The sequence below is a fragment of the Zooshikella sp. RANM57 genome (assembly GCF_050749885.1).
In the GTDB taxonomy this organism is placed as follows: Bacteria; Pseudomonadota; Gammaproteobacteria; order Pseudomonadales; family Zooshikellaceae; genus Zooshikella.
This window is the reverse complement of sequence record NZ_JBOIUB010000001.1, coordinates 278,224-302,958: the sequence shown is the minus strand read 5'-3', so window position 1 is coordinate 302,958 and position 24,735 is coordinate 278,224. Positions and strand designations below refer to the sequence as shown.

The following is a 24,735-nucleotide window of genomic DNA, read 5'->3' as shown; positions in this document are numbered from 1 at the left end:
TTCTATATATCCTTAGTGGTATACAGCACATCATTCAATAATTTTTTACCATACCCACAACGAGACACAAAGGTAAATTTGCCTGCACAGATAGCATCAACACCACTCAACACGCCGTTAATCCATCCCTGGAGGCTCGGCTGCGACATCCATGTCGCAAACGGTTTCGTGATGTTGATCCTACTGTGCCTAACTATCTGAACCATACAAAAAACAACCCTAAAATACACTTCACATTAGCCATATAGGTAAACCATCTGGTCAATTTAACCCGCAATGTTTACCCGCAGAAATTAAGGGTGTTTATGGAGCAGATGCCGGGAGCATCGTTATGCCGCAGCGGCCACGGATGGCCATCTGCGGCGGGTGAAATAAATACCCTTATTTTCTGCATTATGCACATTAGATTGTAAATAGCCACCTCACTATTAATATGGCATTGAATATATAAATGCAGGCCTATCAGGATGCTTCACTATTTCATCTGGAAGTAATACTGATATGGCATTAGCACCCGTGACTGTCTCACCAATAAACCGAATATTTCCTGAGCGAGGATCAATTAAGGCTAACCAAGTACGTGCTTGTCCATTTTCTGGTGTTTTATCCGTAATAATGGCAACAAATTGATCAAGCCAACGATGATAATCCATCGCGATAATCCTAGGTTGTTCACCAATAACTTCAGGGAATAAAACGTTGCTAAATGCCAATACTTTACGGTTAACTAAATCCACTTTAAACATCTTACATTCAGCAATCACATAAACAGGTGCTTGCGGGTAATTACCACGTTGAGCAATGGCTTGACCACACGACTCATCATTCTCATCTCGCTCAGTCAGATCAACTAATTGCTCTCCAATGTCATAAATACCCAAACGATTTGAGGAAGAGCGACTTACATTATCAACAGCTAGGTAACCATCAGCGCCATTGCTTAATCCCAAAACAAGAATATCTGTTATTGAATTACTTGATATTGGGGTTTCAGTAGCAACCTTGGCACTTTTAACATAAAACGTATTTTCAACAATTGTCGGGATTTCTGAGTTGCCCTCATAAGACTCTTCACCAGAGAGAGGAATACCACTATTTCCAAAGTATGTGGATGTCATACCACTTTCTAATTCAAAGGTAATCCACTGATAATTTTCAACAGCGGAATCAGCTTTTGCTAGACCAATTAAATCACCAGTTACCGTTGTATCAATTGCAGCTATCTGTTGATGAGCCGTATCACCAATTAACGTTGCAGCACCATTACGAGGATTAACTTTATAAAGCCGACTATTACCAACAGTTTGAGGAACCGTTACAAAAATACTATGTTCGGGAATCGATTCTGGATTTTTTATTTCAGAGTGAAAACGTTTTTCTAACCCATCAATATAACCGTCATTATCAGCATCCATATTTTCAGTAGATGCAAAAGTACCCTCTTCATAATCACACAACAGATCATTATCATTATCTGTGCATATTGCAAAGTTTTGTACCGTATTACGGAGTTGAGCAGGCATACCATCTAAAGCATTTTTCCCTAATATAACAAGCTGATCGGCTAACTGTTTAGCACTTTCGATTGTTTCTGTCGCAGCCACAAAATGTAATACGGAAGTTTCTGCTCCCGGGTTAATATGAGTCGTATAATTAATTACCCTCTGACGTTCATCAATAGACGGTTTTAAAACAGGATCAGTATGAATACCATCGTTTTCAACTAATTCCCCCCCCGCAAAAACCCAGATAAAGTAACTTGTTTCACCTGTTTGACTAATGACATAACGATCCTGTGCAATATCAAAAGATAAATCACCGCTAGATGTTGCCACTATTTCACCAATTTCACCACCTATTAACTCACCTAATTCATAGCCTAAGGTCACGGTTTGTGGTAATTGGCCTTGATTAGAAACAGTATCGATATAACGAACAAATGGTAGCCCATAGGATGAAATATCTATTGTTCTTGTTGCAAATAACTTCTTGGTTAAATTAACTTTAGGATAATAGAGCTGTTGATATTGTGGACTTACTCCATAAGAATGATTACGCCCAGTTATTGAACTTACTATTGGATCACGAGCATTTTGGTCTACTTTGTTTGAAGTATATTTTTGGCTATCTTCACTGGTAATGAGACCATCTCCAATTTTGTATTTCAAGTGTAACCATTCTAAATCAAACCAAGCATTCCCATCATAATAATTACCATTACCAATCCCTCCATAAAGCACTGTCGGTGCCCATACAACACCACCACTGTCCCTGAAAAAGACATTGGGACTGCAGCGATAATCCAGCCAAATACAAATTTTGGAAGAGTTACCACGGATAAAATCATCAAACCCATTATAGGGATCAGTAATATCTACAAATATTTCGCCTGCATCACCTCGCCCGCCATTATCCGTATCAAACTGAGTTGGATTAGTTTCAAAAATTAATTCTTGATCATCTGATATTCCATCCTGATCTGTATCTTCAGAGCGAGGGTTAGTATTAAGCTCCTGCTCACGCAAGTTAGTTAAACCATCTTGATCAGTATCGTCTTCAGGTAATGCTCGTTGTAAGTCGTATTTAATTTCAAAACCATCTGTTAAACCATCCTGATCACTATCCTCCAGTTTGGGATTGGTATAATGAATGATTTCTAAATCATCTCTTAGGCCATCATTATCAGAGTCTTTATTATTGGCTTGTGTTTTTAATACTAATTCTTCCTGGTCCGTTAATACGTCTTCATCACTATGTATTGAGTATGCTAAGGTTTGATGGCTATTAACTTCTTCTCCATCAGTAATACCATCGCCGTCAGAGTCTTTTTGTTTGGGGTTAGCAAAATGCTGCTGTTCTTGAAGTGTGGTTAAGCCATCCTGATCGGTATCTTGATCATTTATACCTTCATCAACTAATGGGTTAAATCCATATTTTAATTCAAAGCTATCCCATAGCCCGTCGCCATCAGTGTCTTGATTTTCAGTGTTCATGCCTAACAAATACTCTCGGCCATCACACACTTCATCATGATCATTATCTACGCAGGCTTGTTGAGTAGTGATACGGTAATGACCTTCCCCATCAGGTAAATAGGTAATAATATGGCCAGAAAGCGGGAAAGTATTCACATAATTCTTACTAGCAGCCGTACCATTATTTGGAAAGAGTGAATTATTTGCTTGTTGAAAATCAAACTGGTAGCTGTAGTTATTTAATGCGTAACGATCAAAGTCTTTAATTAGCGAAATATAAGCACTGAAGCCATCCTCAAGTTGAACTTGTTGATAATAAAGTTTTATCGTTCCATCTTTGTTCATTTCCAATCGGTAACTATTTCGAGGAGCTGAAGGATCGACTTCTAACAATTGCGGCAACTCACTACGTAGCCACAAAGTAAGAGGGTGCTCATCCCCAGGCAATAAATCATCATTAAATATTTCTACAGTAGGTACTTCCTCATACATTGGTACAGGCACGATATTATTAGCATGCAAGGGGATACTCTGCCATTGAAGTATCCACTGCTGATTATCTTCCCAATAATAAACATCACCCGATTCTGGCGCTTGCTCCTGTGTCCCCAAAATAGCTAGGAACGGTGATCTTGAAGTAAAGGCAGCTTCGCTTTCAGGTAATAAACGAAGTATCCCAGCAAAATCAATTAATACTTGCCGACATGGCTCCCCAAAAATACGGCAGTTTTTCGGTGTAATGGGTAATAGTGCATTGCGATGAACCGGTTGTTTAACACCTATAGGTTGATGAGATGAAGGCTGCTGCTGACTGGTATCCCGTAGCACAGGCATTGCTTCTCCAGCGAAGGTAAGGGTCATATCATTAAGTTGGGTTTCTCCACCACTGACCCAATCATTAAGTACTATTTGATTGGTGTAGGTATAACCACCCGCTAATAGTGAATATCGAACTTGATGCTCACTCACCCGTGCAGGAATATTCTCTATTTTCCATAGGCCTTCAGTATCAGTCTGAACAGTATTTTGCTCATCAACCGTCACAGTTACATTCGCTAACGGTTGCCCCAACTCATTAATGACTCGACCAGTCAACGTTGTACCTGGATCAGTAATAATTGTTAAATTAACAGTTTTAGTCTGTTGATTATTATTTGTATCCTGCACAGTAAATGTCAGTTGAGCAGCGGTTTGTCCTGCTTGATCAGGTACTTGATAGGTAATTGAATATCCATCTTCACTATTAAGTTGCGCTCGATCCGTGATGGTCTGTAATACCGTATTGTTTTCAGCTAATTGCAGTTGTGCCACTTGACCATCATCTGTCGTATGAACCTGTAATTTGAGTGTTTGCCCTGCAATGACCTGTTGCCCCTCACTAATACCTTGGATATTAATGCTGGGTGCAATACTATCCGCTTGTTGTGGTGCAGGGTCTTCTGCATCTAATAGTCCATCACCGTCACTGTCAGCCTTAGCCACATCGGTACCCTGACCTGCTTCATCAACATCTGCCACACCATCCAAGTCCTGATCAGTAAATGCGAATATATTCGACGTTTGCTGTTGCTCTTGTGCTGTCAGCCCTGTAATGACTGTTTCTGGCATGGTTAATACTTTGCTAACCATTTGTTGTAGCTCATTGACACTGTTTGCGGTTAAGAAAAAGTGCAACAAATAACGAGTACTTTTGGGAGGGATATTTAACTCATAATCAATGTGCCAATCATTATTGGAATCAACGCTAATGCCTGTTGATTGTGCAGGCCGTAAGTCTCGATTGGGTCCTGCAAAAACATGCGCAAAATAAGCTTTTTGACCATAGCGATCCGTAGCCTGGAAAATCACATACTGATCTTCTGCGGTTAATTGATCATCACCACTACTGGTGATCATTTGACTTTGGGTACCTGAATAAAAGTCAGAATATATCCGTGCCTGAACAGGTTGGATAGCCTCCGTCGGATTACTAAATACTTCTAAATAACGAAGACCTGAAATAAATTGGGTTTGATCATTAATTACCTGTAATTTTCGTGTTACCCGAATATTATTTATTGGTTGAAGCCTAAAATTAATCAATCCCTCAGTTTTTGTTACGCCATTATCAAGGGTAACCTCAGCAAAACCTGCACCTACAACATCATACTCACGACTTATATCATCATCAAACAAAGTAGAGTTAGCTGTTTCAAATCCAAGCGTTAATTGAGCAAAGGCAGTCAGTACCGAATTATTATCAAATTTCAACCGTCCTTCACGGTTAATACGAATATGATCTAACGGTGTAAACTGTAGTGTTCCTTCCACAAGTTCCTTAGGTGTAAGATCATCTGCAGCTTGGCTAGGATCACTGTAGTCAATCAATATCTCTTCACCATCCTGACGTCCTTCTCCATCAGAGTTTGCCAATAAAGGATTACTGCCTACCGTAATTTCTTCACCATCCCATAAATAATCCCCATCAGTATCTGGCTGTCGTGGGTTTGTACCATGAGTCACTTCTTCTTTATTAGTTAAACCGTCTCCATCAGTATCCTCATCAGCACCAGTCCGTGTTAGTTCATATTTAATTTCAAACCCATCCGGCATGCCATCATTATCAGAATCAGCTTGTAAGGGATTGGTGAAATAAATCATTTTTTCTTCATAATCATCCAAACCGTCTTGATCACTATCGGCAAGATTTGGATTTAAATTCACGGCAATTTCTGCCGCATCCGCTAATAAATCACCGTCACTGTCAGGCGAGTAAGGTAACGTGTTATGTGTATTGACTTCTTCATTATCCAGTAAACCATCACCATCCGTATCTTGACTTGATGGGTCACTTAATGCTTCCTGCTCTTGTAAACTGGTTAATTCATCTTCATCCCAATCAAATCCAGCTTCACTTCCAACTTCACCAATAAACCGAGGTTCATAATCATACGCTACTTCAAAACCATCAAATAAACCATCACCATCCGTATCGCGATTTTGATAATCTAAACTCATCAATATTTCTTTAATATCAGGTATACCATCCCGATCACTATCCACTAAATATCGATCACCAAAATTGCCAGACGTTACCCAGTAACCACCATCAGCTAATGGTGCTAAGCGAATATAGCGTTTATTTACCGTTTGTGGATTTTGGTAGTTAAATTCAATGGCGGTATTTTTATCAATGGTTAACCCGATAGGAAGTCGCATCACATCTACATTTTTGGGTTTAACACCGCCTCCAGGATTAATTGAAAAATGAACGTTATCAGGCACATTCTGGTAGGTGATTAACAATTCTTGATTGTCAAGGGTGATTACTTGAATAGGACTTGGAGACTCTTGTCCTGGTGTTTCACTATACCCACTATTTTCTGTACCCCACTCAAAACCAAGGGCATAATTTAAGGTACGTTTTGGTAATTGTTTACCGTCATAGAAAATAAGATAAGGCCTGGTTGTTAATAACTGCTGATATTCATCTTGAGATAATATAGGCCCGTTAACGATATTACCAAAAATGACAGAACCATTACCTAGTAAAAATTGCGGCTTATCATCAGAATAAGCCATGTACTCTTCTCCATAAAAATGAGTAATTATTCCATCATTTAATACATCAAAAATGAGTTGCTCATCAGCTAAATCATATTGTCTTCTTTCAACATTAAACTGACCCATTTTTTTCAAAAAATCACCATCAATAATTTGCCACTTAGGTTCAATTTCACCTAACGCTAATTGTTTTTTCGCTTCTGGAGTAATGAGCTCGGAACGCCAAACTATCGGTTGGTTACCCATTTGAGCATTAATATCAACGACAAATTCTCCTTTTAAGGAAGGAATATGATTTAAGGTAAAATAGCCATCTTGATTGGTAACAATACTTGGCCAGTCAGCGGTATCAATAACTTCCCCACCACTTTCACTGGCAGCCTTACTCATGATGTTGACGGTAATATCCCTTAGTCCCTGGATAATATCCTCACCATTCAACGTATCACTGAAGACTAAACGTCCTGATACAGTCATTCCTGGGTCTGGATTAATCGTTAAATTCAACGTTGAAAGCTGTTGGTTATTATTACTGTCTACCGCAATAATATCGATTTGCTGACTGGTCGCTTCGGATAGCTGAATAGCAAAGGTCTGCTCCCCACCTTTATCCCGAGTAATAATTTGCTCATTATTTAATTTAACAATAACCTGTTTTACCAAACCATTATCGGTAATATTGGCTTTAATATTGATGGTTTGAGTTGCATAAATTTCAGTACCTGAGTCAGGTTTTTCAATAATTGAAATAACGGGTGACTCAGTATCAGCTTGAGTAGGCTCAGTATCTTTACCATCGACAATACCGTCATTATCGGTATCAATATTATTGGGGTCAGTGCCTAATGCTATTTCTTGCTCATCACTTAAACCATCCTGATCTTGATCTGGATAGGCGTAAAAATTAACAATAGCCGCTTGCTGTTCTGGCGTTAAATAATTATAGGCTGCGGTCTCAAAACGCTGTGTTTGTTTAGCATTTTCTAAGGCTAATTCAACACTGCCCTCTTGCCGTAAAAAGTGCGTCAAAATCCGTGTACTCTTAGCCGGAATAGTGACATTAAAGGCAACCAACCAATCTCGATCGTTACTTTGTCCATAAGTATCATCTGTAGGATCTGCGGTAACATGAGGACCAGCAAAAATATGGGCTAACACAGGGTGAGACGAATCGTTTTTATTTCTTAGTATCAAATAATCATCATCAAGGGTTAAAACATCATCACCCGAAGTTGTTTGTATTTCAGTATAGGTATCAGTGACAAAAAACAGGCCTTTTAAATAGACCGCAATATTTATCTCATCATCAGTTGGGTTATGCAAAATCTCCATCTGCCGTACAAAAGCACCCCCCACATTGGGGATATATGTTCGGCGTCCAACAAGCAGGTTATGAATAGATTGAATACCAAAAAACACTTCTCGGCCATCAGAGCCTAAATGCTGACGACTGTTACTGTAGTTTATGATGTTATCCTGTAATGCTAATTGCAGATAAGTAAACTCACCCCCGCGATAACGAATAGCGGCTGCACCATTAGTTTTTAATTCCCAGTACCGACCATTTTCATCCGTAAAATACCCACCCGTATCATAGGTACTAAGATCATCATCAGCATTATTCGGGTCGGTACCATGAACCAATATCTCATCACTGTCATATCCCCCCCCACCATCGCTATCATTGACCAGCGGATTAGTATGATAACGATTAACTTCCCAACCATCCCACAATCGGTCATTATCTGTATCGGCTAACCGGGGATTAGTTCCTAACCCAAATTCTTGTAAATTTGTTAAACCATCGTTATCCGTATCATCCGTTGCCAAAACATTCTGCAAATTATGATTAACCTCATAACCATCAGACATACCATCATTATCACTATCCGCTTGTAGAGGATTAGTGTTGTGGTCTTTTAATTCTTCGTAATCGGTAAGGTCATCATTATCCGTATCAGCCAGTGAAGGCGAAGTACCCGCTTGTACTTCCTCTAAATCAGAGAGTTGATCACCATCTGTGTCTGCAAGTGTTGGATTAGAGTGATGAGTTAATACTTCTGCACCGTCCAATAAGCCATCATTATCTGTGTCAGCTAACGTTGGGTTAGCTCCCTGAGCCTGCTCCTGAATATTAGTTAGCTGATCATTATCAGGGTCTTGATCTGCTTCACCTGCACCTGTTGGTGACAGTGGATTAAAGCCATAACGCTGTTCAAATCCATCTTCCAGGCCATCACCATCACTGTCTTTATTAAAAGGGTCGAGTTTTAGAGGTACTTCATCCGCATCCGCAATGCCATCTTTGTCAGTATCCAATAACACATTGAAATTCACTAACATGGCCGACTCTTCAATGGTCATTGCCTGTAACTGGCGGTCATCCGCTAATAGTTCATTGATTAGCGCTTTAACTTGAGAGCGACTGTATTGTTGAATAATGTAGTGCAGTAAAGTAAACGAAGTATGGGGGTCTAAAGACAGCTCAAATTGAATACTGTAGCTGTCACCACTCAGTTGAACGACTTTAGGTCGTGCACTTTGTTGTTGTCCCTCTGGTAACCCAAAAAGCTGCCCAATAGCAGGATCACCACTGCCATTTGAGCCATCATCGGTAATAAAGAAATAGTCTTGTTGATTAACCGTACTGTCCCCAGAAGAGGTCTCAATAACACGGGTACCACCATCTGATCCTAAATTACCGTGAATATTAAGCAGTACGGATTGTACTTGATCAGTATTATTTACAACCTTCTCTAAATACTGCGCATAGGGTTTATCTTCAGGAATAAAAACCTTACGACTAACCTGCAGTGCTCCTATCGTTTGAGTCGGGTAGTAAATTTCACGTTGATTTTGTCGCGCTTGAGCATTGCCATTTATGCTAAAGAGTACGTTGTTGACGGAAAGGCTATGCCCTGTATCAAACGCATCGCTGCTACCGTCTTCAATACTGCCAGATCGAGTCAAATCAAAATTATAACCTCCTCCCACAATGTTATGATTAAAGCTCACCTGATCAGGGTAGCTCACCTCTGCATCCGACAATCCTTCCGCCAATTGCCAGCCGCCAGACCGTTTTAAAACTAAGGCGGGCACCTCAACCTGACCCTCCGGTATAGGTGCAAAAGGTTCTGATTTTGCGGTCATTAGCTGTTTACCAAACAACGTTTCTGCCGTCACTTGCAGACTCAACGCGGTAGCCGCTAACTGGGTGAAGTGATAACGGCCTTCGTTGTCCGTAGTCACTTGCTGAGCACCAATGCTGACTTGAACCCCAGCCACTGGTTGATTTAACGCATCAAGCACCTGGCCCACCACTTCAGTACCAGGGTCATCTGTCACGGTATAGGTAAACACACCAGAAGTCGCCTGATTGCCATTGGTGTCAGTCGCCATCACTTCCAGACGTAGCGTGTCAATTTGCTCAGGAACGGTATAGGTTATTGATGCTGTTCCGCCATTAATGGTCTGCAACAAACTGCCATTGATATAAATACCCAGCGTCGCTACTCGTCCATCATCGGTTGCTTCTGCTTTGATCTCTAGTTGCTGGGCATGTAATAAGCGGCTATCAGCAGCAGGTTGTAACAAGACAACCTGAGGGGACTCATTATCAACATCTTGCGGATGACTATCTTCACCATCCAGCAACCCATCATCATCACTGTCAGGATTATCCGGATTGGTACCCTGGGCTATTTCGACACCATCGGATAAGCCATCACCGTCCTGGTCAGCCTGGGTGGGATCAGTGTGATATTCAACCACTTCCTGTTTATTGGTTAAGCCATCATTATCGTAGTCTTCTTCCGCATCAGCGCTGTTATTTGGGTTTAGCGGTTTATTACCGAACTCTGCAAAATAATTGATCTCCAACGCATCACTGATGCCATCGTCATCACTGTCCACTTTATCCGGCCGCGTTGACCACTGATTGATTTCTGCATAATCAGTCAAGCCATCTTGATCAGTATCAACCTTAGTGGGGTCAGCACCGTTGGCTAGTTCTACATCATCATTCAGCCGATCATTATCAGTATCAACCAGCAGTGGGCTGCTATGAATCTCATTAACTTCGCGCCCATCCGCTAAGTTATCCCCATCCGTATCCGCTTGCAGTGGGTGGGTTTTCGCAGCCTGTTCAACCAGGTTGGTTAAACCATCATTATCTGGGTCTGCATCTGCTTCTCCCATTTGTAAAGGATTAAAACCAAAGCGCTGCTCAAAGCCATCTAATAAACCATCACCATCAGAGTCTGCTTGATAAGGGTTAGTCCCTGCACTGACCTCACGGATATCAGCCAAGCCATCTTCATCAGAATCTAACAGTGAGTGCTCATAGACATATGCCAAGACATTCGGCGCATAGGTTTGCCGATCGACGGAGTTTTCATTCGTTATTTCTAGGCCAATGGTTGAGAAGTACACCCAACCTTGTTGGTGAGGGTATAAAATCGCTGAAACTTGCTGCTGATAACGCTCGCCGCAGAACATCAATGCCTGTGTTGTTGCAGCCAGACTGTCTTTTGGTAGATAAGAACGAGTAGCATATGACTGGGTTAATTGAATAAAGCGACCGGTCTTGCCATCTGCTAACGTATCCCAACGGTCAAAGGGATAGTTAGTATCGTGGACATAACGACTTATTAACTGAGTGGCAGGGCTGCCAGGCAACCAGTCCAAGGCATTACTTGGCCAATAGGCCATATGAATAACAGCCACACCACCTGCCGCGACAAAGTCGGCGAGTGCTTGCTGTTGCTGTGTATTTAGTTCGCCTTGATTGGCATGGATATCAAGGAACAGCATATCCAGAGTGTCCAGGCTAGTAGACTGCAAGTCATTCAACAGTACTGCATTAAAGCCAGCCTGTTCGATGATCTGCCGCTGATACAATTGACCTGCATTGAGTCGCACATTGAAATAGCCAACATTCACCAATGGCGTCTGCAGTGTAATAGTGCCCATTTGGGTCGTCCCACCCCAGACCGGTTGTACAGCTTCACTCAGCGTATTAACGGGCTGACCAGCCAGCTGTCCACTAACCAACGCAACCAGCTCACCACTGGCAACGGGGACCTGGGTAATCACAAATGAGCCATCCTGTGCCGTTTGTGCTGACTGCCCTGCCACTTGCACGCTCACATTAGCCAATGGATGATTTTGGCCATCCACGACCTGACCAATTACTGTGGTTAATGGATCATCCTGTAAGGCATGGGGTTGAGATCCACTGGTGCCTAAGTTATTACTGACATCCAGTGCCTGTACTTCAAATTCAACGTGATTACCCGCACTGGGTAGTTGCACAGCGAACTGATAAGGTGGTTTATTAAGGCGGGCTACTTGCACCCCATTGACCAGGAACATCACCTCTGCCAGGCGTCCAGCCTCTGTCACCTCAACACTAATCTGCACCTGCTGTCCATACAGTAACGGCTGATCAGCCGCAGGTTGAGCAATCACCACCTGAGGTGGTTGCTGGTCAGCAATCAGCGGCTCAGGATCGTCGGCATCCGCTAGCTGGTCACCGTCAGTGTCTCTAGACAGTGGGTTAGTCCCCAGTTCATTAACCTCACGACCATCACTTAAACCATCATAATCACTGTCTGAGTTGGATAAATAAGTGCCATGCTTAATTTCATCACCATTGCTTAAGCCATCATTATCAAGGTCCTCAGCCATATCATTGCGGGTTGGATCAAGCCCGTTTTCGAGTTCAGTACGATCATTTACGCCATCATTGTCAGTGTCTGCTAATAACGGCGAAGTGGGTGGTATGCGCCTGACTTCTTCACCATCATTGATGCCATCTTTATCAGTATCTGCCAGTAGAGGATTGGTTTTATGGGTCAGTACTTCACTACCATCAGACAAGCCATCACCATCCGTGTCATAGCGATTTAATCGGGTTTGTTGGGCCAGCTCAGCACTATTTGATAAACCATCACTGTCGAGATCCTCATCACCATCGGCTTTACCATCACCATCACTGTCTGCCTGATCAGGTCTTAACCCCAGCATGATTTCCAAGCCATTGATTAGCCCATCGTTATCAGTATCTTGGGATTCAGCAAAGACATTCACTGCCGCTAAGCGGCCTACTCGCAATCTGAAAGTTTGCTCATTATTGACGATATAATCGCCACTTAACTGCATAAGTACAGGGTCATTCGCATTCACTGCTGGTGTCAGTGCTGCAAGTTGCTCCAGTAAATCTTTCGGTAACTCAACAGAAATGGTTGTATCGTTATAGGTTACTGGTAAGTTGCGCCAGGCACTGGTGCTATAGTCTTGAGCAGCAACGGTCTCAGCACCTAGTGTGGCTGATCCAATATGCATTTTTAGGTTGGTAAAGTGGTACCGATTTAAGCCATTAGCCAGCTGATAAGGTAACTTAACTCTCAGTGGTGCGGTAATTGATAATGGGTCAACCAGCGTTAACTGTGCGGGACTATGCGCAGATGCTGGATCAGTCAGTTGACTGGCCGATAGACTGATATTCTTCCCATAATCCCAAAGTAGATGGGGGGTACACACTTCACCCTGCTGCGCTTTAATCGATTCATCCCGACCTTGTGCTTTTAACGTTGAATCAGTGGTATCAAACTGATAACAGCTCCCCAGTGCCACTGGACTTGCAGGGCTAAATACCAGCTGCTGACTGCCTTGCAAGTTTACAGTACCCAACAATGGCGTATCCGTGATGGTATCTCCCGCCTTTGGCCGTAATACGATTGCAGCTCCATTAGCACTGCTAAGCTCAATAGGCTCATCAAAGGTGAATATAAACTGAATATCATTGGTGCCTTGCTGGTTAGTTGCCAATGCCTGACTGACCTCTGGTGGCTGCGCACTGAACTGAATGCGGAACACACTACTATGGTCAATGCCTGTCAATTCAGGAGGCTCTTCACCGGAAACTAAGCCAATAGCCACTGTCGCCTCGCCATACTGTTCACTGGCGACGCTGAATAGGCCTTGTCCCTGATTTAATGCGATGAGACTGGTAACCCCCTGCTGATTGATTTGAGCAGGATCGGTGGTATATACGGGTACCTGCAATGATGATTGACTGGCAACCACATTGCCGAACCTATCGGTTAACCGTAACTGCAATCCAATATCATGGTGTGTATCTACCTCTGCCACATCTCCAGAGGCCTGTGGCAGACCTTGTTCATCTGCCAGCATGATTTTGGCTGGGGCTGCAGCAATCACGTAAACGGGTAACTGGGACGTTATCTGATAAGCCAGCTGGTGGGCATCCAACTGATAGCTGAACCGCAATGATCCTTGCCCTTGAGCCGTCTGTAGCGGCAATAAATAACGATTAGCTTGAGTCGCTGCTTGCAATACTAAACGCGCTTGTCCATTGGCAAGGGTTACCCGTGCCTGTGATAGGGTTTGACTGCCCTCAATGACTGACTGAACGACTAGCTGCTCACTGGGTATCCACTGGAACTGGGTATTAGGTAAACGGACCAGGAATTGCGTCCGGTTATCGTCTGTTACCAGATTGCCTTGACCATCAACACCCTGCACCGTAATGCCCAGGTTTTCGCCTGCCGCCGTTGCGGGTAAGTGGCTAAATCGAAGCTCAGCCACGGCACCTGCTTGCACTTCAATTGGCTGGCGAACCATGACAATGGCAGAGTAATCCACCAGTGAGGCTTGTAGCTCATAAGCCTTAGCCTGCCGTGAGGTATTCAACGTTAAGCTGGCATAACCTTCGCTGTCGGTTAAATAAGTACCCTGCTGGCTTACATAACCACTGGTTAAATCCTTTAATCCCCACAGCACACGTTGGCCCACCACACCCGTACCATTCGCATCCGTCACCCGAACCTGGTAGACCGGCGCCTGACCTACGTTGACTTCTTTAACCACTTGGGTAAACACCAAAGTGGTGGGTGCTTGAGTCAGCACAATTTGCTGCTCAGCCCCCACTTGTTGTTGGCCTAACCGATCAGTCAGCACAATCTTAAAGCGGAAACGGTGATCAGCTAAGGGCTGTACGGGTAAGCGGACATAGTGTGTGTAGTTATCATACTGACCACTGCGATTGGTCAGCGAGGTCAACACGCTGCTCCCTGTTTCAGTCATCTGCAGCAGGTCTAGCCTTAGCGAATCGGCCATCGCATCAGCCTGACTAAGATGTCGCATATTAACGGCAATTGTCGCACCATATACCGTTTGTGCGGGATAACTCAGCGTAACACGACTCGTATCAGGTATGGGGTCTGGCAGTACTTGTAAGGAAAGCGTCTGTTGCGCCTTTTGTCCTTTGCTGTCGGTGATCTGTACTGTCAACGTATCGGTAATGGCTTGTGTTAAGCGTTCAGTCCTTGCATCACTTAAGGTCAATTTATAATTTTGCAGTACGGGCTTATCAAACGTGATGGTTTGCGTCTGACCATTCCATGTCACTTGGAGTTGGCGAATGGCAATATCGTCTCTGGCAGATACTATGACTGAGAATGGCTGTTGCTCATAAATCTGTGAGGATGGGCTGCTTGCCAATGCCTCAATTGCTGGATAACGGTCGCCTACGACGGTAACGATGGCACGCAACTGCTGTTGATTACCCGCCTTATCTCGAACGTCCAGCTGATATTCTGCTTGCCCGACGGCACTGGGTAACGCTTCATAATTCAGCGGTTGACCGCCAAAGGCCGCCGCAATCACCTGCCCATCTTTCCTTAACACCGCCTGCTCAATACCACTTTCAGCATCGGTTAACGACACATTGAAATGGTATGACTCACCCAATGTGGCTTGTGCGGTGACTTCATCCTGGTTACTGCTGGTTTGCTGAGTGCCTGCACCACCCACTGTAAATGAAATAGTGGGTGGCCGATTATCTTCATGACGGTAAAACACCTGAGGTTCACTTTCAGCACTATTGCCAAATACATCGACCGCCCTCACTTTCAAGTAGGCACCCGCTGCAGGGGTGGTCAACTGGTCGCGATAGATATAAGGCGCACCGATCAAAGACTGTGCAACCTGCCAAGGTCCTGTCGCTTGCTCAGCATGCAGGAATAACACCTGAGCAATGGGCTGTTGGTTTTGCTGAATAATGGCTTCAGCCACAAATGGTGCAGGTGCCCAACTGTGCTCTGCAAATAAGGCCTGAACCCTGAAGCTGTTACCAGGCTGGGCAGGCAGCTGCACCAAGAAGGGTTCTGAAGTAGTGCTAATCACCCGCCCATTGATATCTTCAACTACCGTTTTCAACTGCATTGACTGTCCTGTCGGTAACCAAGGTGGTAAACGCACGTCACCGCTAAAGGGTGGTTGATGCCAATGGGCAATCAGCTGATCATTCGCGTAAATAGCCGCTGCAGCGATACCTTGGGTTTGCACAAAATGAACAGGCAAAGGCGCATCAAGGTGAGTGATTGTTTGTGGTAAGGGTTGTTGCCGACTGGCACTGGCGGTTAGAACCCGCTCAGGAATTTGAATTAACTGCGCGCCTTGTACGCCATAACCAAGCAATAACTGATTAGCATCAATCGCCATTGCCGTTATCGGCTTATCGATACTGAGCCGGCTGTCCGCAATGAGTTGCTGTTGTTGGGTGTCTAGCGCTTGAACCCAATATTGCCCAGTATTATCAGCCTGTTGGGCCGCAAGCCACACCAAGCCATCTTGATAAACTAAATAGCTCAACAATAACTGATTCAGTGGTATGTCTTGACGTTGACGCGTGATTAAATCCAGGCGTTGAATAAGGCTGCCTTTACCAAGCCAGAGTGCATCATCACCCAGTGCAATGGTGACTGGCTGATCAACCTGTCCCTCATTGATTAACTGTGGAGGTTGCCAGGGGTGCTGCTGTCCAATACTGGTCACTGCCTCCATCACATACCATAACTGTCCACTATCCAATAACGCCACTACGCCCTGTGCACTCGCCGTGAGTTGCTGTATTGCAGCGGTACTCAGCGATAGATGAGGTGCTGAGTCCGTAGTATAAGGACTTGCGTTAAAGGGTTGCCCGGCAGCGGGTAACGGTAGCCAAAATAACTCACTCCCTGACGCAACGATTAAATAGTGGGCTGTGACCACCATCGCCTTAGGATCAATATTACGGATAAATTCTCGAACCTGATTGGTTTGCCGGTGCTGGATCAGTATTCGCTGTAAATCAGGCTGAGCCATAAACTGGAAGTCTGCATTGGCAGCTACTTGTTGTGTCGCTTGGGTAAAGGCCTGAGAGGGGTATGCATTAAGCTGCCAACCTGCCTGTATCATCGGTGTAAGCCAGGCAGCTCCCCAGTGACCTCCCGCCAATAGTGGGGTTCCTCCAGCAAGCGCCACATCATTCACCACACCACGAAATGCTTCTGTTTGTGGTAGTAAGTGATCTGGCGCAGAGTAACTTGCATCAAATAGCGCAGCTGAAGTGACTAATTGAGTTTGGTAGTCACCCGTCCGCTGCCACTCAAGTACCTGGCCTGTCTCGCCTCCAAGCCACAGCTTGCCTTGGCTTAACGCACTCGTTGTCAGGGCCGTATCTGCAATCAAGTTAATAGGCCACTCTGCGGTTATCTGTAGGGCATCAGGTGAGCTAATGTCTATCTGTTGCACGGTTTGCTGCTGACTATCAAGCGCTAATAATTGACCTGATAGTGCAAATAAGCGCTTGGCATTAACAGGTAACAGCGTATGTTTAGGAGGCTGACCACTCACCCATCTGACAAGCCCTTGATAACTTGCAGAGACATTGGTCAGTGCTAAATAAATAGCCTCGCGGTACACCGCCATAGCACTGAAGCGATTACCCGAAAGCTGACTTGGTGCATCGAGCAGTTTAACCTGCTGCCCCTGTGCCGTTATTTTCCAGAGTCGCTGTTGTGTTAAGCACAAGAAGTCATTGCCATAACGTTGTACACCTAATATTGGCTCTTCAAATATCCAGGTGGAGGGTGTGTTCGTTGCTAATGCATTGAAGTTATCGGTATCCAACAGCGTTAAACGCTGAGTCTGTGCCACCAGTAATTGACGACCATTACTGGCCAATGATTGCACCTGTCCCGCTAACGGATAGTGTCCTTGCCGGACCATCTTGTCGTCCTCAATAACCACCAGCGTAATACCAACGCCCTGCTCAGCCAAAGCCAGCTGACTACCCACACTGCTCAGGGCTGTCAACTTGCCATTAGCCGTAAACGTCTGGCCTTGATGATTGTGTAATGCAACTCCCTGGCTGTACCAGTAACCGCCCACTATCGGTAGAAACGCATCAAATGGCAGCGTCTCAGCCGCTACGGTCCACTGGGGGGTAGCTCTGACACTCACCTGCCAACGCTGTTGGCGCTGATTGCCCAAACCATCATCAACGGTTGCCACTATTGTTAATTGATGGAGGTTCGCAGGCACAGTAAAACGTAACTGTTCCCCTCCCGCTTGCAGCAGTTGCTGCTGCTCATCATAAATCGCAATACTTTTCTGTACCGCACGATCATCCTGGTTTGCTTGACTTGGTCTAAAGGCCAGGCTCAAGGTACTACCGGCATAAGTATGATTAGGCAAAGGTAATAGCTCAGGCTCGGCAAGGGTTACCTGTGGAATGACCCGGAGATTAACCTCCTGCTCTGTTAAGTAATGTGCCTGGCCAATATAGGCGCGGGCCTTGATACGGTAGCTGGCTTGCTGCTCAACCTGAGGCAGCCGCCATTGCCAGGCCACCCCACCATTAAGTACCTGTGTCAGTTGAGTATCAGTTAACCACTCACCAAAGAGCACAGCACCGTTAAAATCTTCCAGGCGCAACTGCAGATCCTGAACCGTCATACCCTGCTGGATTAAAGCATCATCCAAGCCTGTCACTTTGACCGATAACTGAACATCGCTACCTTCAGTGTGTACCTCATTATTCGCTACCCCAGCAATGACAACATTGGCTAGCGACTCATTGGCTACAGTATCGACCACCTGTTGCTGTTGCAGTGGTTGCTGCATCGACAACATGGTCTCACCCGTTGATGCCACTGCAGGCCAGTCGAGGTAATAGTGACCCCAGATGTCATAGGTTGGGGTAAATGACTGATCATTGAGTTGGACTTGCTGTAATGCAGGACTACCTTGTGGTGCACCTAACACCAAGGGTAAGTGCCCTTGCTCTGCTAAGCTTTGCCGCTGGCTTGGTTGAACCCATTGATAGTCTGTATTTGAACTACCAGGAAGCGTCAACGCTTGCTGGAGATGCTGGTTATGAGTAAGGCCATGGACAACGATATTCTGTTCAGTTTGTTGAGCAGGCAACCATAGAATCGAAGCTGAAAGAGGCAATGTGGGCACACTAGCACCCAATATATTCACCAACATCTGATTGAGTTCAGAGGTAACGGATAATTGCTGGGCAGGCAACCTCTGCTGTTGCTGATCCGTGATATACCATTGCTGAGCTGTTTGCAGGGGCGCAGCAGGCAAGCCTGTCAACAACCATCCACCGGGGAGTGCCAAGCGCTCAATGGTAGTCGCTTCTAAATCAGGCTCAGAAAAATCCAGGGTGCTTAATTGAGCTGCACTGGTCAGTAAGGTCTGTTGGGTAATTTTGCTTGCATCTGCTTTAAACAGGTTTTGTGCCGTGATTAATACTTCATTAGCCGTATGCGGTATCAATCCAACCCTTTCTGCTTGATGCCACACTTCCCAATAGTTACCCCAAGCACTTTCAGTCAAGACCCAAAGTAAATACCCATCATGTGCAATCTGCTGAACATCGCCAAGGAGTGTGATTTTTTGTCGTGTCCAACGGCCAGGCTGTGCTGGGTCAGTCAAATGAATACGCTGCAGTTGCTGATCTCGCCACAGGTACAGTTCATTGCCAAGCCAACTCATACCCTGCCAATCATCAACGCTGTTGGCACCTTGCTCAGCAAGTACCAAGTCACTGACTAACTGACGGCTCACTTCTGCCATATGCAGCTGCTGCCCTGCAGCAGGTGTCAGCATAACAAGCGCCGAGGGTTGATTTTCCTGCTTAACCAGTACCAGTACACGCTGCTCAGCAACGACCACATGTTGGATATCCCCACTGAGCGACTTGCCATAGATCTGCAACAGCAGTCCTGGTGATGCTGAGCCTGGGCGGTACTGCAAACCACTAATGACATTACCTGCACGAGTAAAGATAAAGTCGCCATTTCCGCCCAATAACTCAGCGAAGAAAGGCTGCTTAACCGGTGGACCAAATCGACCTACTGAGCCAGAACTGCCTGAGAGCGTACTAGAGCGTAATGGCCAAAACAGCAACTGCTGCTGATCTGCCGATGTTTCAACAGCAACTAACCCCGTACCTGTAAAGGTCAATTGTTTTAGACGCCCCTGCAACGAGGTATACAACACTTGATGTTGGTCTCGAAGCTGATAGCCTCCTTGATAACGGTTTTCCACCCAAACCAGCCCTTGTACAGGCTCGGTACTGTTTGAAGAGGAAGAACTTGATGGATCAGGACGATAACCGGGTACCACGACCAACTGCTCAAGTGCATAACCTGCAGCGTCTGACTGATAATAGACCGTAGCTTGCTCCGCAAGATAATTCATCCGCTGCACTGAATGCTGTTGCTTAACCTGCTGATTCGCTCGATTCTGAAGTGTTGCAGCAATATCGATCACGCCATCCCCAGGCTCTATGCTTAAGTGTTGCCATTGTTGACTAAACCCGAAGGATCTCTCTTGATCCAGTCCCGAAACATCAACCTTCGAGGCATTACTGAAATCAACCATCGCATCAGGCACAGGTACCTGGACCAATAGTTCACTGCCTGACAACACCCTATGTTCAGGCATGACGTTAATGGCAGGAACCGCACTGATTCCGGGAGCGGGTAAAACATTAATTAACTGCTGACTAACAAGGGGCAATGCTAAGTTGCTGCTGGCTGTTGACGTCAACTTAAGTACAGCGACCATGCCTTCTGTCACCTCAGGCAACGTGAGGGCATAGGATACATAGTCCGTTTCTGAGTTTACTTTGCTGATAGTGATAGGTGCAGGATTATTAGGATGCTGAGCATCACCCGCTAACGCGACGTGTAACTCAGCCTGTGCCATGTTCACCATCCGTAGCGACAGATTAAGGGTTTCGCCACTATAAAATGTTTGTCCCTGAGTAGGCGCAACAATGGCTAACTCAGGTAACGTATCACTGGCATCCACAGTGGCTAATTGCACGGTAGCGGTATCACTCATCAACCCATTTAAATCAATGGCCCGAGCCTGTAAACGCAATAATGCAGGTGCATCCTCAGCCACCGGTAATGTCAACTGGTTGCTGCCGGTCAGTGTCTGGCAAGCCCCGCTATCTGTGAAAGGTGCTTGAGCATCAGCAGCATTGATGCAAACCTCAATACGATCAATGCCAAACTGGTCAAAGCTACTAAACAGTACTTTCAACGTTTGCCCTTTCGCTACCCGCTCACCTTCTAGAGGACTGACAATACTGATTTGGGGTGGTGTGGCATCGGGACCTAGTACATAACTATCGGTAAATGTCAGCAATTGCGAGGTGCCCGTATTACCTAACTGCAAACGTAAACTGATGGGAATTTGCCGAGTAGTTTGACCACTGCTGCCTGCCGTACTTCCAGGAAGATCCGCCAATCGTGGCTGGGTCAAGGTATAGGTTAACTGATGGGTAACAGGGTCTATGGTGACTGGCTGCCAGTTTGACTGCAGGCCATTTTCAATGAGTACTGAAGCAGATTGAATCAAGTCCACATCACCGGATAATTCAAAAGCCATCTGACTTTGCTGCCGTTCCTCTGCCGGTGAAGGTGTCATCGTAATACGCTGTAGCGTTAAACTGGGATCGGTTGCGGCAAACTGCCAAACCTTTTCAATACCCTGCTTGCCATCGCTGATCATGGCTTTCAACGCCACACCCACGGTGCCTGCAGGCACTTCAACATCAACAACCCCCTGGCTAGCTGAAAGCCAGCTGGTTGCATAGGTTTGCCCACCATCAAAAGACAGACGATAGCTATAGCGAAGTTTATCCGAGGTCAGGTAATTATCATTCGCTTGAACTTGCCAACGATAGCGACTGCCTGTTTTCACTAACGTTGCACTCGTCACGGGCACGCTATCGGCACGATTCAACAGGGTAACCGATTGAGTATCAGGGGGCAGTGAGTCAGTCGCCTGATAGAACGTGGTCAACGTACCTTGACTCACCAATGCGTTATCCGCTGCCGCATTGCCATACTGATCCTGTAGCCCAAACAGTTTCACTTCATAAAAAGCATTGGACTCCAATGTTTGGCCAGGCCGCAGCTGGAGCAGCAACTGATTGCCTTGGCTTTGTAAATCAGCAAACCGAGCTGAAATATCTTCCTGAGGTGAACTATGGGTTTGATAGTCCTTAAAGACTTTAGTAACACTAAACGCCCTTGGCCCACTAGCCTGTATGGATTCTCCCGCTTGAACTCTCATTGGTTGCTGTGGTGTTAATGGCTGGGCGAGTTGAATATTGGGGGCGGTATCATCCACTACCCGTAAGGTTTGTGTGGCGGTATAACGTTCAATAACCGTTGTGGTTGAAACTGAGGGAACTGTACGCTGAGCCACAACCTGATAGTGCAGACCAGCCGTGCTAGCAGGTGTTAAGAATTTTAGTTGCGTCGAGCTCGCAGGTTGCCCACCTGTAAGCTGCTGAAGTTGATAAGTAACTTGATTACTTGAGCTCACCTGATAGCCCCCCGATTGGGGGAGCCAATGCAAGGTGACATCCGATGAATAGCCACTAATATCAACAGTAATCTGCTGCCCGGCTTGATTACTGACCTGATCAGCACCACCCATATAGTTGGACTTAACCTGAGTGATGACTAATGGAGATACCACATTGACGGCGGCAGGAACATGCTGGACACCCTGTGCAGCGTTAATCTGCAAGGTTTGAATACCTGGATTAGGAAGTGCGGCGGTAAAGGTTAATGACTGATGCTGTGAATCATAGATGAGTTGTTGTTGCGCTAGCTGCAAGGTGCCCAGCTGTAGTGAGGATATATCTGTCAACCCACTGCCACGTAAAGTAAACGTATAGGGCTGATCCTTAATCGCCAAGGTGGGCTTGATGCTGGTTATTTGCGGCGGTGCTCGTCCCAGGACAGGCTGCGTTGTTAAACGCCAGGGAATATCATGTTGGAAGCTCACCCCTTGTACCACTTGCGCAGGCTCGTTGACCAAACGTAACTGATAGAGTCCTCCTACCGCAAACGCCGAGCCTGTTGGCTCAACCACTACTTGACGTCCATCCAGCCGGGTAGCATGAGACAAATCCGCACTACTTTGAACATTGGCTAACTGGTAACTGACTGTTCGCCACTGATTAGGCTGGGCAATGCTTAATTGCAGTGGCTGTTGCTCACTGAGAAGCTGCTCTGGTTGAGCTTGATGATTCAGCACAAAGGGTAAGTCAATGGAATAAAAAGCATTGTTATCCCACCACTCCAATAAGGTACTGCTTAGCTGTAGCCCTTTTAAGTAATAACCTGTAGCCATCGGGCTGGTCATGGTCACCAACTGTAAACGTTGTGAATCCGCAGCTGATGCGTCAAAGCCAATATCATAAAAGCGGATGTGTCCCTGCTGGGACTGCACCAACAGCTCACCACTCCAAGCGTAGTGGTCCTGACTAGAAGCCTCAGGTATTGTTGCAGCACCCAACAGAGGCTCAGCCAATCCGGTAATGAGCGATGCAATATCATAGACATACAGTGTATTGCCACTGACCAGTCCTACGCGGTGAGCATTCATTAATAACTGCTGTAAGGTCTGAGCTGCAATAGGCTGAGCAACAACAAGGTTTTCTGGCTGGGTCAGTTGTCGTAACTCTAACCATCCCGCTTTAACAACGATTAAATAATGATCGGTAGCCACAAGACCCAACACTGGCAAATCCTCTCCCTGATTACGCAAATTCAACGACAACCAATCACGACCATCAAGGGTAGTTATTTGGAGAAGATCGCCTCGCTGGCGTAAGAGGTTAACCCCGCGAATCAAGAGGTTACTTGGTGCCGTAGAAAGAGTCGCTTGGGAACTGTTATCACTGCTTGCGACATGAACCAGCCGGTTGAGTAAACTGGGTTGGTACACATTGGTCAGGTCGTACACTAAAACGTCTTGGCTCGTTTGCAGTACCACTCCCAAGCTATTGTCATTTAAGGCGATAGCCACAGGTGACTCTGGCAGTGAAAGCTCTGCCAGTAACACTGGTACTGCACTCCCTGCTGTGCTATACACCTTAAGGGTTGTCCCCTGTGCCGTCACCAGTAGATCTTGCCAGCGTGCTACCTGACTAACCGCCAGTAATTGTTTCTGGCCTTGTAAGCGCACCTGTAGCGATGTATCCCGCTGGATATCCTGTTTAAAACCATCATTGCTCACTGCGACTTGCAGTTGGCCCAGCACATTCGCAGGGATAGTCAGTTTTAACAGATTACTACTGACCAACTGAACCTGCGCAGCACGTACGCCATTAATCCTTACCTGGGTCTGTGCTGATAATCCTTTACCCTGAATGGCGAATGGCTGACCACTATTAAAGACAAAGGTCTTTTGGTTTGACTGAAGTCGGCCATCCACCCAGGCACCAATGGCTTCAATTTGAGGATCAGCGATAAAGGTATAAACCGCTGTTAACGTGGAGGACAAGGGGCCATTAGCGACTTTAATATTGACTACCCGATTTTGTTCTTGTGCCAACCCATAACTGGGGAGCTGAATGACCAGTCTATTGGGCGCATTTTCAATAATATTTTCAGGGGGCAACAGTACATCCCCTACCCAAACCTGGGTATCAAGACCAAACCCATCGCCAGATAAGGTTAACGTCTGCCCACCACGCCAACTCCCAGCTCCATTATCGACAGATTGCAACACAGGCTGTGTAGCATCGGTTGTAGTCACCACAAAAGCATAATCCTGATCTAAGGTTTGCCCCTGAATATCTTGCCAGGCGGAGGCAACCTTGGCTTGATACTGTTTATTTGCCAGTAAGGGCTGGGCTGGAGTAAAAATTAACAATGAGCCTTGATTATTCACCCGCTGCGAAATGTAACCCGCTACAGGATTAGTCTCACCAGCTACCGTTAGACTGAAGAGCTGCTCATTGGCACTGCTCACCTGGGAAGGATCAAGTAGTCGATTAAACTGAACAGCCACTGTACCGTCTACCGCTAATAAGCGCCGT

2 protein-coding genes (1 of these 2 only partly in view) are annotated in these 24,735 nt (G+C 45.6%); both read right to left on the bottom strand.

What is annotated here, in order from left to right:
- Positions 1-2: 2 nt before the first annotated feature.
- Positions 3-149, bottom strand: coding sequence for a hypothetical protein (locus ACQ96U_RS01070; protein ID WP_431719373.1), 147 nt, complete (start codon positions 147-149; stop codon positions 3-5).
- Between the two features lie 279 nt (positions 150-428).
- Positions 429-24,735: the 3' portion of an Ig-like domain-containing protein gene (locus ACQ96U_RS01065; protein ID WP_431719372.1), read on the bottom strand. 20,843 nt of this gene lie beyond the right edge of the window; the window shows 24,307 of its 45,150 coding nt (coding positions 20,844-45,150); its start codon lies beyond the right edge, outside the window — the gene reads right to left on this strand; it ends in the stop codon at positions 429-431.